This window comes from Kitasatospora sp. NPDC004669, assembly GCF_040609455.1.
Lineage (GTDB): Bacteria > Actinomycetota > Actinomycetes > Streptomycetales > Streptomycetaceae > Kitasatospora.
On sequence record NZ_JBEXKB010000028.1, the window covers coordinates 1 to 16,424 of the forward strand.

General features: G+C 68.4%; 17 protein-coding genes. 15 read left to right on the plus strand and 2 right to left on the minus strand.

The features are described 5' to 3' along the window. Positions 1-96 precede the first annotated feature (96 nt). A complete protein-coding gene (locus tag ABZW30_RS22905; protein WP_355673013.1) occupies positions 97-1,191 on the minus strand; it encodes an NAD-dependent epimerase/dehydratase family protein in 1,095 nt (364 codons plus the stop codon). A 214-nt stretch (positions 1,192-1,405) separates the two neighbouring features. On the opposite strand from ABZW30_RS22905, the gene ABZW30_RS22910 reads away from it, so the two are divergent. The 13 genes from ABZW30_RS22910 (at position 1,406) to ABZW30_RS22970 (ending at position 13,252) form a co-directional block, all read left to right on the plus strand. Further along, the gene (locus ABZW30_RS22910) at positions 1,406-1,546 is read left to right on the plus strand and encodes a hypothetical protein (protein ID WP_355673014.1); all 141 of its coding nucleotides are present in this window, start codon (positions 1,406-1,408) and stop codon (positions 1,544-1,546) included. An 11-nt stretch (positions 1,547-1,557) separates the two neighbouring features. Next, positions 1,558-2,745, plus strand: a complete 1,188-nt coding sequence (locus tag ABZW30_RS22915) for a cupin domain-containing protein (RefSeq protein WP_355673015.1) — start codon at positions 1,558-1,560, stop codon at positions 2,743-2,745. Between the two features lie 38 nt (positions 2,746-2,783). Continuing rightward, positions 2,784-3,638 (plus strand): aldo/keto reductase, encoded by an 855-nt coding sequence (locus tag ABZW30_RS22920; protein ID WP_355673016.1) that lies wholly within the window; start codon positions 2,784-2,786, stop codon positions 3,636-3,638. A gap of 19 nt (positions 3,639-3,657) precedes the next feature. Continuing rightward, on the plus strand, positions 3,658-4,461 hold the full coding sequence (locus tag ABZW30_RS22925) for a hypothetical protein (RefSeq protein WP_355673017.1): 804 nt from the start codon (positions 3,658-3,660) through the stop codon (positions 4,459-4,461). 458 nt (positions 4,462-4,919) lie between these two features. After that, on the plus strand, positions 4,920-5,471 hold the full coding sequence (locus tag ABZW30_RS22930; protein ID WP_355673018.1) for a hypothetical protein: 552 nt from the start codon (positions 4,920-4,922) through the stop codon (positions 5,469-5,471). 3 nt (positions 5,472-5,474) lie between these two features. Further along, on the plus strand, positions 5,475-6,305 hold the full coding sequence (locus ABZW30_RS22935) for a hypothetical protein (protein ID WP_355673019.1): 831 nt from the start codon (positions 5,475-5,477) through the stop codon (positions 6,303-6,305). 53 nt (positions 6,306-6,358) lie between these two features. Then, a complete protein-coding gene (locus ABZW30_RS22940) occupies positions 6,359-7,078 on the plus strand; it encodes a class I SAM-dependent methyltransferase (RefSeq protein WP_355673020.1) in 720 nt (239 codons plus the stop codon). 374 nt (positions 7,079-7,452) lie between these two features. Further along, on the plus strand, positions 7,453-7,740 hold the full coding sequence (locus ABZW30_RS22945) for an ATP-binding protein (RefSeq protein WP_355673021.1): 288 nt from the start codon (positions 7,453-7,455) through the stop codon (positions 7,738-7,740). Positions 7,741-7,862: 122 nt separating this feature from the next. After that, positions 7,863-8,819, plus strand: a complete 957-nt coding sequence (locus ABZW30_RS22950) for a hypothetical protein (RefSeq protein ID WP_355673022.1) — start codon at positions 7,863-7,865, stop codon at positions 8,817-8,819. After that, on the plus strand, positions 8,816-10,243 hold the full coding sequence (locus ABZW30_RS22955) for an FAD-dependent oxidoreductase (RefSeq protein ID WP_355673023.1): 1,428 nt from the start codon (positions 8,816-8,818) through the stop codon (positions 10,241-10,243). Before ABZW30_RS22950 ends, ABZW30_RS22955 begins: the two co-directional genes overlap by 4 nt. After that, entirely contained in the window at positions 10,240-11,028 is a 789-nt protein-coding gene (locus ABZW30_RS22960) for a nucleotidyltransferase domain-containing protein (RefSeq protein WP_355673024.1), read from the plus strand. Before ABZW30_RS22955 ends, ABZW30_RS22960 begins: the two co-directional genes overlap by 4 nt. Then, a complete protein-coding gene (locus tag ABZW30_RS22965; RefSeq protein WP_355673025.1) occupies positions 11,025-12,140 on the plus strand; it encodes a radical SAM protein in 1,116 nt (371 codons plus the stop codon). Before ABZW30_RS22960 ends, ABZW30_RS22965 begins: the two co-directional genes overlap by 4 nt. Positions 12,141-12,157: 17 nt before the next feature. Further along, positions 12,158-13,252, plus strand: a complete 1,095-nt coding sequence (locus tag ABZW30_RS22970; protein WP_355673026.1) for a radical SAM protein — start codon at positions 12,158-12,160, stop codon at positions 13,250-13,252. Positions 13,253-13,312: 60 nt separating this feature from the next. Here ABZW30_RS22970 and gltX read toward each other — a convergent pair whose 3' ends face one another. Then, on the minus strand, positions 13,313-14,674 hold the full coding sequence (gene gltX, locus ABZW30_RS22975) for a glutamate--tRNA ligase (RefSeq protein WP_355673116.1): 1,362 nt from the start codon (positions 14,672-14,674) through the stop codon (positions 13,313-13,315). Between the two features lie 249 nt (positions 14,675-14,923). Here gltX and ABZW30_RS22980 point away from each other — a divergent pair, with 249 nt between their 5' ends. Beyond that, on the plus strand, positions 14,924-15,307 hold the full coding sequence (locus ABZW30_RS22980; protein WP_355673027.1) for a GNAT family N-acetyltransferase: 384 nt from the start codon (positions 14,924-14,926) through the stop codon (positions 15,305-15,307). A 466-nt stretch (positions 15,308-15,773) separates the two neighbouring features. Next, positions 15,774-16,379 (plus strand): hypothetical protein, encoded by a 606-nt coding sequence (locus ABZW30_RS22985; RefSeq protein WP_355673028.1) that lies wholly within the window; start codon positions 15,774-15,776, stop codon positions 16,377-16,379. Positions 16,380-16,424 lie beyond the last annotated feature (45 nt).

Here is a 16,424-nt window from a genome sequence, read left to right on the forward strand (position 1 = left end):
GTGGGCGGCCTCGACGACGGCGGTGTGGAACTCCAGGTCGTGCTCGACGGTGGCCTCGCGGCTGGCCCGCTCGGGGTGCGCCGCGAACACCTCGGTTCAGCCTGTGAAACCGGCGGCCGACAGGATCGCCGTCTCCCGTTCCGGAGCGATGCCGTGCGCGGCGGCCCGGGGGTGCAGCACAGGCTCGTTGCCCGAGGTAAGCCACTGCCACGTGTCACGGACGGTGTCCTCCAGGGGGCGACACGCCAGCCCGGCAGCGTAGGCGGTCGACGAGTCGATCTGCCACACGCCTTCGTGCGTGCGCCATAGCGGAAGCTCGGTCCACTGCCGCACACCCTGCTCCAACAGGACCCCGTCCGGCACCCAGCGGAGTCGGCCGGAACCCCCGGTGACACGCAGGCATGCCTCCAAGAAGCTGGCCATCGTGTCGCGACCCATCGGCGCGGTGACGTTGTGGATCCCACCGCCCGGTCGCCCGGCGACATCAACGGCGAAGTCCGCCACGTCCCGCACATCGACCGGCTGGATGCTCTTGTCCGGGTCTCCTGGCGCGAGGATCTCGCCGCCGCGCTCGGCCCGTCGCAGCCACCACGGCAGCCTGCCGACGTACTCGCCGGGGCCGAGGATGACGCCAGGGCGAAGGATCCACGAGCGCTCCGGGCCGAACGTCTCAAGGACGGCACGCTCGGCGCCGGCCTTCTGGCGGCCGTAGTAGAGATCGGGGCCCATCCAGCCGGGAGGATTGCGGCCGTAGTCCTCGTCCGCGTCAGCGGGACCGTCCATCAGAGCGTCGCCCACGCGAAGGGGGTGGTCCGGCCAGCCGGCGTACACGGACACTGTGGAGATGTAGACGTACCGATCCGTGACTGCTTCGAGAGCACGGGCCCCGGCCAGCACCACCCGTGGGGGCTGCTCGCTGGCCGAGGTGTCGATCACAGCGTCCCAAGGGCCCGCAGCGGCGAGTCGGGCCAGATCCTCAGCAGAGGTGCGGTCGCCGAGGATCGTCTCGGTGCCAGGAACCGCGTGGCCGGATCTGCCGCGGTTGAACGTCGTGACCGCCAGACCGCGCGCCAGCGCTTCCTCGACGACAGCCCTGCCCAAGAACCACGTGCCACCGATGACCAGAACTTTCTTCATGCCCCGCATCCTGCCCAACACCGACGGCCCGCCGCCACCCTCGTCGCGGTGCACCGACAAGAAGCACAGGTGAGCGGCGTGCGGCCGGCCGAGATGAGACCCCGGTGATAGGCCGGTGATCGGAGCGTTTCAAGGCGATCGACGGGTGATATGGCGGCGACATCAGCCGGACGGCAGGGTTGAGCGACCGGCCGGGCACAACGGGCCGAGCCACAAGATCGGTGCCTGCCCAGGCATCTGGCGGGCACCCCCGTCCCAAGGAGGCAGCATGACTGCGAACAACATGGGTACCGCCGAGACCGGCAGCGATGGGCTGCTGATCTCCCGCACGAAGGTGGCCGCCGCCCGCGCGCGGGGCGAGCAGCCGTCCGACGGCGGCTCCACCGGCCGCACTGACACCAACGACTGACGGCTGCACCCATGACCGCCGAGCCGTTCTCGGTGGTTGAGCGCCTGGGCGGGGACGACTTCCTCGCCCAGACGCTCGGCCGCAACTTCAAGGTCGCACGCGGAGACGCCGCGTCACTCGCCGGACTGCTGAGCTGGGACGACCTCAACATCATCCTGACCCACCACCGGTTCGAAGCCCCCCGATTCCGCCTCGCCGCCGACGGCGAGCAGCTTCCCACCCACCTGTACTCCCGCCCGATCGTTACGCGGCGAAGCACCGTGTGGCACCAGCTCCAGCCGGCGGAGCTGCACCGGCAGCTCGCCGACGGAGCGACCCTCGTCCTGGACGCCGCGGACGAACTGCATCCCGGCATCGGGCACGTCGCCGGAGACCTGGAACGCTGGCTGCGGACGGGCGTCCAGGTCAACCTGTACGCCTCGTGGACCGGCCGAGAGGGCTTCGGCGTTCATTGGGACGACCACGACGTCGTCGTCATCCAGATCGACGGCAGCAAGCGCTGGCGCATCTACGGGCCGACACGCACTGCTCCGATGCACCGCGACGTCGACATCCCGGAACAGCCGCCCGAGGAGCCCGTGGCTGACCTGGTGCTGAACGCGGGTGACGTGCTCTACCTACCCCGCGGCTGGTGGCACGCCGTCGCCGCCTCCGAGGGCCAGCACTCACTGCACGTCACCTGCGGGCTGCAGAGCACCACAGGTGCCGACCTCATCACCTGGCTGTCGGAGACCCTGCGCGCCGACGAGGCCGTCCGGGCGGACCTTCCCCGCTTCGGAACGGCCGGCGAACAACGAGCCTTCCTCGACACGATCGGCAAGCTCATCACGGCAGAGCTGGAGAGCAGCGATCTGATCGCTCGGTTCTCCGCAGCGCGCGACGCTACGGACCGCGCGAGGCTCGTTCCCTCGCTGCCCTACGTCGCGGCGGCCCCACTGGACGCTGATCTCCGAGTCTGCCTGGTGACCACACGCCACGTCATCGCGCCCGGGTCCGACGGTACGGTCAGGTTGACCGCCGGCGGCGAGGAGTGGACCTTCGCAGCCAGGGTGGAGCCGCTGCTCGCGCTCCTCGGGGAAGGCGGCAGCCACCGGCTGGCCGATCTCGCACAGGCCGCCGGCATCACCACCGGGCAGGCCGCCAGCATCGTGACGGAGCTGGTCGACGGCCAGGTCGCCACGATCGGCGGTGCGAAATGACCGCCGAGCTCAGCCTCGGCACCTACCGCTGTCGGAACGTGACCGAGGCCGCGCGGACAGCTGCTTCTCACGGCGCAGACTGGGTGGACACCGCGCCCAACTACGCAAACGGCCACGCCGAGAGCGCCCTCGCTCCGGTCCTGGCCGAACATCCGGCCGTGCGGGTCTCCACGAAGGTGGGCTTCATCCCGGAGGACGCCAAGCGAATCGGCGTACGGGCCGGGGCCCTGTCCGAGTCCGACGCCGACCGCGGGCACTGCTTGGCCCCGGACTACATTCGATGGCAGATCGCCCGCAGTCGGCGCATGCTTGGCCGAATTCCCGACCTGGTGTTCCTTCACAATCCCGAACACGCCTGCCAGGAAGGGGACATCGCCGACCGGCTGTATCGCGCCTTCCTCGCCCTGGAAGAGGCATGCGACCAACGCGGTATCCCGGCCTACGGTGTCGCAACCTGGCAAGGCTTCAACAGCGGGCTGTTCGACCTGCCCCTGCTGCTCGAACTCGCAACCAAGGCCGGCGGCTCACAACACCGCCTCCGGGCAGTACAACTCCCCGTCTCGGTCGTCCACCTCGCACCGGTCGCCCAGGCCCTGGACGGACACGGCGTCTTGGCCCATGCCAGGGAAGCACAGATCGAGGTGTTCGCGTCCGCTCCGCTCCACGGCGGCGAGATCCCTGACCTGATCACCGCGGAACTCGTGGACCTGATCAGCCCCGGCAGCACACCCGCCCAGGCCGCACTCGCCGTCGTCGCCTCAGGCCTCGGAGTGAAGCGCGTGCTGCTGTCCACCGGAAGCACGGAACACTGGAGGGAAGCCGCCGACACCGTCGGCCGGCCACCACTGCCTCCAGACGTGCTGCGAAGGGTCGTCGATGTACTCGGAACCTGATCCGGACACCGCCACGCGGATGCGCGACACGTACGCCGCAGCCGCGGAGCAACTCGGCGCAAAACCGATCGGATCGCGCGAGGCGTGGGGCTGGCGCGGACGCACACTCGGCCGCCCCGTCACCACGGCGAACGGAGACGGCTGGCTCCGGCTCGTCTCCGCGCCAGCCGAGAAGGCCGGCGGCAAGCTCTGGGAAGGACCGCTGGAGGCAGAACGACACATGCCTCCGACGGTTCCCCGTCCCCACCTCCGGGAGCGACGGACCTGGGTGGACCACGTGAACGGCCACGGCTACCTGGCGGAACTGTACGACCGGGCCACGGCCCCCACCATCACCACCCACGAGCCCATCCTGCGAACCGCCCCGCTGCTGAACGACGAATGGTGGGACGGCCTCACCACAGCACTTGACGCCATCGCCACCGTACCCAGCAGTCGCGTCGCGGTGCGCCAGGAGTATCTGGACCGGGCGATGCCCGAGTACCTCGGCGTTCCCATCGACACTGCGGTGCCCGCCTGGACCACCGCGCACGGCGACTTGCACTGGGCCAACCTCACCAGTCCCACTCTTGCCGTCCTCGACTGGGAAGGCTGGGGAGCCGCGCCTGCAGGCTACGACGCAGCCCTCTTGCACTCCTACAGTCTCCTCGTGCCCGAGACCGTCGAGGAGGTTCGCAAGCGCCTCCACCACATCCTCGATACACCGGCTGGACGGTTCGCCGAGCTTGTGGTCATCACCGAGCTACTCCAGAGCACTACCCGCGGAGACAACCTCGAGCTGAAGCAGCCTCTTCTCGATCGCGCCGCGTACCTGCTTCGCTGACGTTGGCGATTCATCGTCAAGCCCTCGTTTTCCTAAATCACTTCATATGGCGAAGCTTCGGTCCGACGGTGGTGCTGTTGTCCGCCAGCAACTGCCACCACCGGGAGGATGCCGCCCAAGCCATCGCCGCAGGACGGAACCCGAGCGATTCAGGAGTGTGATCCGTGTACTCGCCACCCGATGAGCCCACGCGCCTCCGCATGGAAGCCGCGCACGCCACGGCCGCCATACACCTGGACCTGTCGTGCACCGGCAGCCCCGCATGGGGTTCCGCCGGATGCACCATCGGCCGCCGAGCCGGTGACCGGTGGCTCCGTGTTGCCTCCACCTCCATCAGTACCCGCACGCAGGGGCAAGGGATCGTCGGAGCCGAGGCCCTCGTACCAGTCGATGTCCCCAGGCCCCGGCTCCACGGCGTCCTCGACTGGACGGAAGGAGGACACGGATACCGAGCCGATGTGATCGACTACATCACCGACCCAGTCGTATCGACCCGCCCCGACCTCGTCAACGACCCGAACCTCCCCGACACCTGGTGGCACGCCCTGCGCACGGCGACGGAGAGCCTGGGAGGCGCCAGGGGCACGAGGATCACCGTCCGGGACACCTGGATCAAGAAGGCGTTTCCGCAGTACCTCGGCATCCCCGCCCCCGCCGAAGTCGAGCGCGTCACCGGCCACGGCGACTTCCACTGGGGCAACCTCACCGGGCCCGCCCTCACCATCCTCGACTGGGAACGCTGGGGGCTCGTGCCCGTCGGCTTCGACCCCGGCATGCTCCACGCCAACAGCCTCCTGGTGCCCGCCGTCGCCGCCCGAATCCGCGACGAGTTCGCCGCCGTCTTGGACACCCCCGCTGGGCGCACGGGTGAACTGGCGGCCATCGCCGAGATGCTCCAGGCCGTCGCCCGAGGCTGGTACCCGGAGTTGGCCGCCCCCCTCGCCGGCCGAGCACAGGAGCTGACCGGGGTCACGCCACCCCAGGGTGCTGCCCCTGAACTCTGCAGGTAGACCGTGGACTTCCGGCGGGAACCCGTTGAGCAGGTGCTGCAACAGGTGGAGCAACGCCTCTGTACGGGGCTGGATCGGACCGGTGTGGTGCGCAAGCGCCGGACGGTCGGAGCCCGCACCGACCTTGGCAGCTGGGTCCGGATTGAACGGCGCCCATGGGCGCGAGCCCGGGAACAGGGCTGGGGCGGAGTCGAAGCCGCAGAGGTGCTGGTCGGTGTGGCGATGCCGCGTTGGTGTAGGTCGGCAACGTGGCAGGATCCCGGCGACGGGGCGATCTGGCGGGCGGACGAGACTTTGCTGCTGCCGGATCGCCCGGTCGGGGTGGCGGTGGTGACCGTCGACCCAGAGCTGCCGTGTGCGTGGTGGGCTTCGCTGAACTCCTCGCTGACAGCTCTTGTCGAGCAACGCACGGCCCGGGTGGCGACCCCAGATACCGAGCGGATCACCCGGAAGCTGATCACCGACACGATCGGGGCCGCCTTCCCGGGCACCCAGACCACTGCGGTGGAGCGGTGGTGTCCTGCGCACGCCGACCTGAACTGGGCAAACGTCACCGGCCCCGGCGAGTTCTGCATGTTCGACTGGGAGGACTGGGGGATGGCGCCACGCGGCCTCGACTCGGCGTCCCTGCACGCTGCGTCCCTCGCCGTTCCGGCACTCGCGGAGCGAGTCAGGCGGGAGCGCCGGGCAGACCTTGAGAGCAGGGAGGGGATGCTGATGCAGCTGTTCGTGCTGGCGAAGATCGTCGGACCGCACGCCAGCCCGAACGACCCGCGAGTGGAGCCCGCGCATCGGGAGGCCGCGCGGCTGATCCACGCTCTTCAAGCGGGCTGAACGTCAGCCGTACTGCCACCGCACCATCGTCACCGAACAGGGAAGGAGTAGGCATGGACCCCACCACACGCCCTCCGGGCGGTCACGACGCCGCGGACATCGCGAGCGCGAAGGAGCAAGGCTGGCGCGATCTGGCGCCCATCGACGACGCCTACCACGCGGGCGAGATCACAGACACCGAGTGGCACGCCGCTGTCCTGAACGTCATCGAACCGGCCTACCTCAACGGCGGCAACCCGCGGGCCCAGTCCGGCCACAGCGGCGACGAGACACGCTGGCGAGAAGCCCGCGGCCTGCTCGTCGACCTGCTCCCGCCCCACGGCGGCTCGTTCCTCGACGTCGGATGCGCCAACGGACACCTGATGGAGAGTCTGACCGACTGGGCTGCCGAAGCCGGGACCGTCATCGAATCGTACGGAGTGGAGATCTCCGCGGCTCTCGCCGACCTCGCCCGAACCCGCTGCCCGCAGTGGGCGCATCGGATCTGGACCGCCAACGCGATGGGCTGGAAGCCTCCACACCGCTTCAACGCCGTCCGCACTGGTCTGGACTACGTGCCGACGGATCTGCGTGGAGCGTACGTGGCCCATCTGCTGGACCATGTAGTCGCCCCAGGCGGCCGACTGATCATCGGCGTCTACAACGAGGAACGAGATCAGACCACAACGGCGGATCTGCTGCAGTCCTGCGGCTACACCCCGGCCGATACCACCACAAGAGACCACCGGCACCCCAAGATCCAGTACAAGGGTCTATGGCTGGCCAACGCTTGAGTGAACGCTTCGCCGCTGGCACCGGGGCACGCGCCTCCCCGGTGCCCCAATGGGCAGCGCGCTTGTCTCAGCAGGCCGACACCGTCGACGAAGCGCCAGCCATCGCGAGTAGCACTGGCACAGAGGCCAGAGCATGGCCCATGTCGGCGTCGAACTCTCCGTCTTCGAGTCCTAACAGGAAGGCCTTTTACTCGTTGGCGTCGAATCGCAGGATGGTGCCCTTCGGATCGGCCGAGTGCCGAAGGGCCACGGCACCGTTCGGGAGGAACGCCAGCTAGGCGGTACCGCGCGGTCCTGGCGGGCATCCAGCCCTGCGACATCAGTGTTCTGCGCACCATCACCTGCCTCCACCTGAAGCTTTGGGGCAGGGGGACTTGGAGGAGCTGGTTGTCCTGGGCGTGAGCGAGTTGCTCGCCAACGTCCTTCAGCACGCTGCGACCGACTGCTGTGAACTGCTCATGTTCGAAACCGAATCCGGGGTCGTCATTGAGGTCACCGATGGCTGCAAGGCCCTCCCCGTGATCAAGGAGCCGTCAGACGGCGGGACCGGTGGACGGGGGCTCCACATGCTTTCCGTCCTGGCCGCGAGCCTCGAATTCTGCCCCCTGCTCACGGGAAAGTGCGTCCGCCTCACGCTGGATGGGGCCGAGCGTCAGAGATAGGACGCGGTAACACCACTTCGCACAGCCGGGAGCCCAGGGCTCTTGCCTTGCATGCCCGCGGGCCCCCGTACATCGGCGGCACTTCTTGCCGGTGCCCGACCACTGGAACCGAGGAGGTACTCATGGCCCAGACCGCTGATCCACCACGCGAAGACAGGATCAGCTCGGCTGCTCCCATAGGCCGGATCGCATGGTGCGCCTACAACGACGCCACCACCCACTCGCGGGGGGAGCTCGGAGCATCGTTTCAGCAGCTGGACGGCGTCGTCGGTACGGACTCGACGACCGGGCTGCTGCTGCGTACCTGCCACCGTATCGAGTGGTATGAGGCAGAACCCGCGATGGCGGCCACCGCGCCGCTCTCGATCCGGCTCAGCCGAAGGATCATCGGCCATGAGGCTGCTGCTTCCCGGCTGGCCCAGATCGCCGCCGGCACGATGTCCCTGATCCTCGGGGAGCAGTTCGTCTTCCAGCAGGTGCACGCGGCCTTCGACCGGTTATCTGCTGACCATCCTCTCCGGCCAGTGGGGGCAGAGGTGCTCCTGCTGGCCAGCCAGGCGCGGCGCCGGTTCGGCCTCCGGGCTCGACTCGACTACCGCGACCTAGCCCGCACTCTCCTGGTCGCGTCGACCGCACATCCGCCCAACCTGGTCGTCGTCGGGGGAGGCATGCTCGCACAAGCCATCGCACATGAACTCGGCGACGATCGCCGTGTCTTCCTCCTGACCCGCAGCCCCAAGAAGCTTCGCCGGCTCCTGCGGTCCGGGTCCGCCAGAACGACCGTTCTACGGATCGCGGACCTGCCCGAAGCCGTACGGGAGAGCGGCTTCGACCTGGTGCTCGCGACGTCCGGGCTCACGCCACAGTACCGCGACCACATCGCACGCCTCGTGGACGCCGCCGCCCGCAGGCTGGTCGTCGACCTGTGCGCGACGCCCGTCCTGCATGAGCGCTCGAACTACCAGCACCTGCACCACCCAGTCGTCACCGACCTCATCGAGGACGCCAACCGACCGGCCGTCGAGGCCGCTCGCGCTGCCTCCTCCTGGATCGAGAACCACTACGGAGGCCGCAGTTGACCACGATCATCGACACGCTGGTGGTCGGCGCCGGCCCCGCTGGGCTTGTCGCCGCCGATCGCCTCGCTGAGAACGGAGCACGGGTGCTGCTGGTTGACGCCGGCCGCCCCTACCAACGCCGCACCTGCCCGGTGGACCTCATGCGGTCCTGCAACGGCTGCAAGGGCATCTGCAACGTGATCTCTGGCTTCGGCGGCTCGATCCACTACGGAGACGGGGTCAAGCTTTCGCAGTTCCCCAGCGGCCGACGGCTGGCCGAACTCCTCGGCGCCGACCGCGCCGAAGCCCTCGCCGACCGGGCTGTGCGGCGACTGTGCGGTCCGGTGCAGCCTGCCTTCCGCGGAGCCTGCATGGCCGCCGGACCGTTCGACATCAAGGACTACCCGGTGGCCTCGCTCAGCGCGAAGCAGGTCCGCACGTTGATCGAACGGCTTCACTGCCGCATCACAACCGCCCCGGGCACCGAGTTACGGATGCAGACACAGGTGACCTCCCTCCGTCCACTCGGACACGGGTGGCAGGCCGAGATAGTCGGGCAGTCCGGCACCAGCGAGACTGTGCACGCGAGTTCGGTGGTCGTCGCGGTCGGCCGGCGCGGCCAACGCTGGTGGCAGCAGACTCTTCGGCGAATCGGGCTCTCGTACTCCGCGCCCGCTCCCTCCGTGGGGGTCCGCTTCGAGGCCCCGACCGCACTCCTGCGGCGCGGTTCCGACATCCACGAGGACTTCAAGACCACCATCGTCACCAACGGCGTGAAGATCAAGACGTTCTGCTACTGCGCCGGTCCGGGTGGCGGCCGAATCAAGTTCACGGACTACGGCGACCACACCCTCCTCGACGGCCACGTCATTCCTGAAGCGAAGACAGGCAGCACTGCGAACTTCGCCCTCCTTGCACAGCTCCGGGCCCCTGACGGCACCCCGCGCACCTCCGCCTGGGTCGACGAGAACCTCCTCATGCCGTACCGGGCGCTGAGGACCGACCGGCCGGGAAAGCCCGTCCTCCAGTGGTACCCCGACTTCCACAGCCGTGTTCTCACCTGCACCGAACTTGAGCAGTTCGCCAAGCTCAGCGGCTTCCACCCCTCGCTGCGCGACTACCAGGTCGCCAACCTCGCGGGCATCCTGCCCCAAGACATCCACACCGCTCTGTGCAGCGCCTTCGAAGACCTGATGGCCTACTTCACCGGCGGTGCCCTGACCGGTCCCACCGCGTCCCAGGTCGCCGTGATCGGCCTCGAACTGGAGAACCTCTGGGACGAGCTGAAGCTCACCGACGGCCTCGAGACCACGGCCCCCGGTCTGTACGCGGCCGGCGACTGCACCGGGCTGGCCCAGGGCATCCTCCAGGCCGCGATCGGCGGCCTCGTTGCGGCCGAGGCCATCACCGGCCACCCGGGCCGCACCACTGGGCAGACCGCATGACCGCCACCCAGGCTGTCATGGTGGTCAGCCGAGCCGCCGTCGAGATCTTCGGCGACAACCTCCTGTGCTCGTTTGTCGGCGGCTCGTACGCACGCGGCACCAACAAGCAGACCAGCGACATCGACCTGTTCGTCATCACCGCCCGCAGCGACCACGACCGGGAGCGGCTCTTCGCCGAGCGCCTGCGCGACGTCCACCTCGCCGCCGGCCTCGACTTCGACCACTGCGGAGAAATCCTCACTATCGACACCCTCAACACCCTGCTGGCTTTCACGGAACACTGCATCGCGGCTGTGCCGGCCGTTCAGCGGTCCGCCTGCTACCTCGCCGACTGTCCGCTGTCGGTGTTCCGCAAGGGCGACGTGATCTTCAAGTTCCTCACCGACCCGAAGACCGCCGTCCACGACCCGGCAGGCCTGCTGCCGACGCTCGAAGCCCGGGCCACGGCCTACGTCTCCGCCTGGCCGATGCCCCGGATCCAGGAGCACAAGGGCCGGTTGCGCTTGCCTCCCGGCAGCCCGCAACAGCGGCTCGCCGACCTGTGGCAGTCCAGAGACGCCACCGACGCCTGGACCGACACCCCTGTCGGAATCGGTCTGGAGCGCTGGTTCGGAACCGAGCTGCCTGCCCGGTCCGAAGCCCTCCACAAGACCGGTCCCGTCACCTCGCCAGCTCTGGACGGCGCAGGCTGCCCGCTGCCCGTCGCCGCCGACACCACCCTGGCGGCACCCCTGACCGCCCAGTGCCTCGCCTTCCTCCACACCGAACCGGAAGGACACCGATGACCACCGTCTCCCTCGGCATGCCCACCCCGCGGCTGCCGATCTACCGCCAGACCCGCGAACGGTTCGTCTTCCTCTACCCCACCACCGCCTGCAGCCTGCGCTGCAAGACCTGCTACGTGGGCAACGACCGCCTCAACGCCGCCAACACCATGAGCGTCGAGACCGCCGTCAAGATCATGGACTACTTCCGGATCACCGGAGGCCACGACAAGCTCTACCTCCTTGGCGGCGAGCCCACCATGCACCCCGAGCTGCCCGCCATCGTCAGCGAGGGCCGCAAGCGCGGCTACCAGGTCACTATCAGCAGCAACGGCGACTTCGACGACGACCTGTTCGACAAGATCCCGCCGAGCACCCTGAACAGCTTCAACTTCTCCCTGGAGTCCGCCGACCCGCGCATTCACCGCAAGATCCGCGGCAACCCCACCAACTACGACAAGGTCATCCGCCACATCCGCCAGGCGCGCGAACTCGGCTACCAGGTCCGCGTGATGTGCACCGTCTCGCAGACCAATCGCGAACGGGCCCTCGACCTCATCCCCTTCCTCGCCGAACTCGGCGCCCACACCCTCAGCTACCACAACCTCGGCAAGACCGGGAACGGCGCCCGCTTCCTGCAACCGCTCAACCCCACCGAGTGGATGGACTTCTGCGCCGAGATCGAAGCCTTCCCGCCCGAGCCGCGCCTGGCCGTCTACTACCCGCCGACCTTCGTCAAGGCCGGCGACCAGGCGGCATGGTTCGAGCGGGGCTACCCCGGCTGCCCCGCCCGTACCCTCGACCGCCCGCACGTTTACCCCGACGGCACCGTCTTCGCCTGCCCCGTCTTCATGGACAACGGCCGGCACTACGCCACCTTCGACGGCGACCGGCTCGTCCTGAACCCCGACCCGAACAACGAACTCAACGCCTACCTCACCGCCGACCCGGTGTGCACCGGCTGCCCCAACACCGACACCTGCGGCGGCGGCTGCCCCGCCTACTCCCAGATCCCCGCCTACCAGGACGACGGCTTCTACTCCTGCGACCGCGACACCACACCGCTGTGCATCCTGTGGACGGTCTCCGCCTGGGGCGCCCGCGAAGACGACTCGCTGCACGCCCTGCGCTGAGAAAGGAGACGACCACCGTGACCGACACCCTCGCGCACGCCGCCGCGCACGCCACTGCGGCCAAGGAACCGTTCCTGTTCCTCTACATCACCGAGAAGTGCCAACTGCGCTGCAAGCACTGCTACATGGGCGACCGCCTCGACGCCGAGCGGCGTATGACCCCCGCCATGGTCGAGGACATCCTGTCCAGCCTCCGGGTCGCCTACGGCCAGTACAAGGTCTACCTGCTGGGCGGCGAGCCGACCACCCATCCCCAGTTCGGTGACATCCTCGACATCTGCAAGGTTCAGGGGTACAAGGCTGTCCTGACCTCCAACGGCCTCATCGCCCCGAAGACCTGGCCGCTGCTGCGGGGCCGCCTCGACTCCTTCTCGTTCTCCCTGGACGGTGCCCGCCAGGAGACGCACGAGCAGATGCGCGGCGAGAAGACCTGGCGGCCCCTACTCACGAGCATGAAGCGCGCCGTCGCCGACGGCTTCCAGACCCGCGCCATCTTCACCGTCACCACCGCGAACCGGGCCGACGTATTCGACGCCATCGACCTCGCCGACTCGATCGGCCTGGAGATGCTCTCCTTCCACTACTTCACCCCCACCGGCCTGGGCCTGGACAAGCCCCACTTCCAGATTCCGCCGGCCGAATGGGTGGACCTGTGCGCCCAGATCCGCGAAGCCGCCGCTGGCCGCCGCGTGCGCGTCTTCTACCCGCCCGCGTTCGCCACCGCCGATCAGCTCCCGGCCCTGCGGGCCGCCGGATACGGCGGCTGCACCGCCCGCAACCTCGAACGCCTCGCGATCTTCCCCGACGGCCGGGTTTACATCTGCTCGGCGTTCTTCGACACCGACCTTCACTATGGCGAGTTCCGCAATGGGGCGATCCATCCTCGCCTCCAAGACGGCATCAGCGAACTCACCCTCGTCAACACTATCTCCGCGAACTGCCGAACCTGCCCGCACAGTTCCACCTGCGGAGGCGGCTGCGCGGCCTACGACCACCTGCAGAAGACCCTGGTCAGCAGCGACTGCGACCGCACCACGATCCCGGTCTGCCCGCTGTGGTCGATGCCTGCCGAACCGGAGGGAACCGAACACCGCCTCGTCGACCTGCGCTGAGCAACCGGAAGACGAGCAAGGCCCGCACAGCCACCACCAGGGCGTGCGGGCCCCCGCGCATCACGCCAGCTCGGCCAGAGCCTTGTCCAGGCGCACCAGGGTCCGCTCGCGGCCGAGCACCTCCAACGACTCGAACAGCGGCAGCCCCACCGTCCGGCCGGTCACTGCCACCCGGACCGGAGCCTGGGCCTTGCCCAGCTTCAACCCGAAGACGGCCGCCGTCTCCTCCAAAACCGCCTTGAGCGAGGCCGTCTCCCACACGGCCTCGGCCAGCCGCCGCCGCGCTTCCCGAAGCAGGTCCGCCGACCCCTCCTTCATCGCCTTCGCCCACGACGCCTCGTCGCGCACCGGCTCGTCCAGGAACAGGAAGTCGACGTACGCGGTGATCTCCGACAGCACCGAGATCCGCGTCTGCGCCAGGCCGGCCACGGCGGCGAACTGCGCCGGATCAAACGCGTCCGCCGACCACGGGACCCGAGGCGCGGACACCCACGGCGCGCACGCCGCCACGAACTCGTCCACCGGAAGTGCCCGAAGGTACTCGCCGTTGAACGAGGCCAGCTTCTTGATGTCGAAGAACGCCGAGGAGCCGTTCACGTCCGCCACGCGGAACAGCTGTTCCAGCTCGGCGTACGGACGGATCTCGATGTCGTCCTTCGGGCCCCAGCCCAGCAGCATCAGGTAGTTGACCATCGCCTCCGGCAGGTAGCCCTCGGTCAGGTAGTCCTCCAGAGCCACCTTGTCGCGCCGCTTGGAGAGCTTCTGCCGCTTCTCGTTCACGATGACCGGCAGGTGCGCCCACACCGGGGGCTCGGCGCCCAGAGCGCGCCACAGCAGCTGCTGCTTGGGGGTGTTCGAGAGATGTTCCTCGCCGCGGATCACCTGGGTGATCCCCTCGTCGAGGTCGTCGACCACGTTGGCCAGCAGGAAGACCGGGCTGCCGTCGCCCCTGGCGATCACGAAGTCCTCGATGGCGGCGTTGGGGAACTCGGGGTTGCCGCGGATCAGGTCGACCACCACGGTGACCCCCTCGTCCGGGGTGCGGAAGCGCAGGGCCCGGCCGGCTTCGAAGCCCAGGCCGCGTTCGCGGCAGAACCCGTCGTAGCCGAGCTGCTGGGAACCGGTGCGCTCGGCCACCTGCTCGCGCGTGCAGTCGCAGTAGTACGCGCGGCCGGCCTCGTACAGTCCGGCGGCGGCCTCACGGTGCCGGGTCTCGTTCTCCGACTGGAAGTAGGGGCCTTCGAACGCCGGGTCCGCCTTCGAGATGCCGATGGAAGCGAGCGCGCTGATGATTCCCTCGGTCCACTCCTCGCGGTTACGAGCCGCATCGGTGTCCTCGATCCGCAGGACGAACTTGCCGCCGCGCTGTCGTGCGGTCGCCCAGTTGTAGAGGGCCGAGCGGGCGCCACCGACGTGGAACATGCCAGTAGGGCTCGGAGCGAAGCGGACGCGGACAGGCGAAGGGGCAACAGTCATGCGAACACGGTAGCGGCGCCCGTGGGTTCGAGTTGCCGTTCACCGTGATCGATGTTGACCTGATGATGGATAGGGGCGGCGCCCCGGGCGTCCAGAGGCGTATCGCGAGTTCACCCGATCGAAGGATGAGCCGATGTGGATGTACGGAGAGCGACGGGCACAGATGCGCTGTCGATAGCGCGCCTCCGCGCGGAGATGATCAAGGCACCCCCGACTGGCCGGTGGTTCGAGGACCTCATCGCCTACCTGGTGGATGGGCTTGTCCGCGCTGAGGACATGGCCGGATTCGTCGTCGACGGGCCAGCCGGTTGTCTCGTCTCGGTCGCACTCGGAAGTATCTACCAAGCGCCGCCCGGACCGACGTACAGCGGCCGGACTGGGTACGTGCACCTCGTCCTGACGACACCGGGCTACCGCCGCCAAGGGAACGGCAGGGCGGTCACGACCAGACTCCTTGACTGGTTCTGGGAGCAGGGGTGCGGGCTGGTCAGCCTCAACGCAAGCACGGACGGCGCACAGCTGTACCGTTCGCTCGGCTTCGAGAAGAACGCGCGCTCCATGAGGCTCTTCGGGCCATGAGTAGGGCGTGGAGGCTGTAGAGCGCCGACGTTCCGGCAAGGCGATGGCGTGTGCAAAGACAATGTGAGCCGCATCGTCGTCATCCGGAGCCAGGAACTGTGATCAGCCGCCGCGACGCCAGCAGCATCACTGTCGCCGCCAAGACCGAACTCCTAGCCGCCCGCGGACTCACCCCCGGTGACCTCCTCGCGGCCGGCACCGAAGCCCGCGTCTACGCCTGCGGCGAGGACCAGGGGTCTGGCCAGGGCGCTCTGCTGGACCGCCTGTCCGACTACGTAACTGCCCGGACGGGAATCGTGTCAGAAGTCTGGTCTAGGTTTGGCCTGTGAACCACAGCAGCTCCAAGGCCGGGGCGCCCCGCGAGCCTGACTTGCCGCCCTACCAGCTAGTCCTAGCGGAGACTGATTGGGGTTCGCTCCAGACGGCTTTCGGGAACGGTGAATGCCTTCCCAAAGTCCTGGCACGGTTGCTGGAGCCTGATCCCAAGGTGCAGGTCATCGCTTTGTCGGAACTGAGTGAGCTGGTCGGCCACCAGAACAGCATCTACGAAGCCACCGCCCCCGTCGCCATGTATGTCGCCGGCATCCTCGCCCACCCGGCGGCCATGACCCTCCGGCCGTATCGCAACGTCCCCATCCGCGCGACATTGTTGAACTGGTTGGCTTCCACGGCCTACGACGCCTCCGACGAGATTGTCGACCGCACCGAGCAGTACTTCCCTGGCTTCCTCACCCACGGCACCACGCTGGCAGCCTTCCGGGACCTGCGCCCGATGCTTTATCGAGCCGTTGCGCCCTTCCTGCAGGACAGTCACGAGGACGTGCGCGAAGCCGCTGGCCTCGCCGCGCTCATCCTCGCCGAACACCCCGCGCTTGCCCAGCACCGCGATCACCTCGCTGTGCACGCGCGCCGCATCCTAGACACCAGCAGCGACGACCCTAACCGGCGCGTTGCCTGGAAGGCCCTCGAAGCATGGGGCCACGACGTCACCGACATTGAACCTTTCCAGGAGGAGCCCTGGGACTGCGGGCCACACAGCGATGGCCGCGGCGATCTCGAACCTCCCTTCTGACTACTAACAGCCCGATCACGACCTGGGTCGCTGAGCACTTCAAAG

Bases quoted from the DNA above. Each gene is read 5' to 3' on its own strand.
- ABZW30_RS22925 (WP_355673017.1), top strand. From the start codon at position 3,658: ATGCGCGACACGTACGCCGCAGCCGCGGAGCAACTCGGCGCAAAACCG.
- ABZW30_RS22910 (WP_355673014.1), top strand. From the start codon at position 1,406: ATGACTGCGAACAACATGGGTACCGCCGAGACCGGCAGCGATGGGCTG.
- ABZW30_RS22950 (WP_355673022.1), top strand. From the start codon at position 7,863: ATGGCCCAGACCGCTGATCCACCACGCGAAGACAGGATCAGCTCGGCT.
- ABZW30_RS22960 (WP_355673024.1), top strand. From the start codon at position 10,240: ATGACCGCCACCCAGGCTGTCATGGTGGTCAGCCGAGCCGCCGTCGAG.
- ABZW30_RS22965 (WP_355673025.1), top strand. From the start codon at position 11,025: ATGACCACCGTCTCCCTCGGCATGCCCACCCCGCGGCTGCCGATCTAC.
- ABZW30_RS22915 (WP_355673015.1), top strand. From the start codon at position 1,558: ATGACCGCCGAGCCGTTCTCGGTGGTTGAGCGCCTGGGCGGGGACGAC.
- ABZW30_RS22980 (WP_355673027.1), top strand. From the start codon at position 14,924: ATGATCAAGGCACCCCCGACTGGCCGGTGGTTCGAGGACCTCATCGCC.
- ABZW30_RS22940 (WP_355673020.1), top strand. From the start codon at position 6,359: ATGGACCCCACCACACGCCCTCCGGGCGGTCACGACGCCGCGGACATC.
- gltX (WP_355673116.1), bottom strand. From the start codon at position 14,674: ATGTTCCACGTCGGTGGCGCCCGCTCGGCCCTCTACAACTGGGCGACC.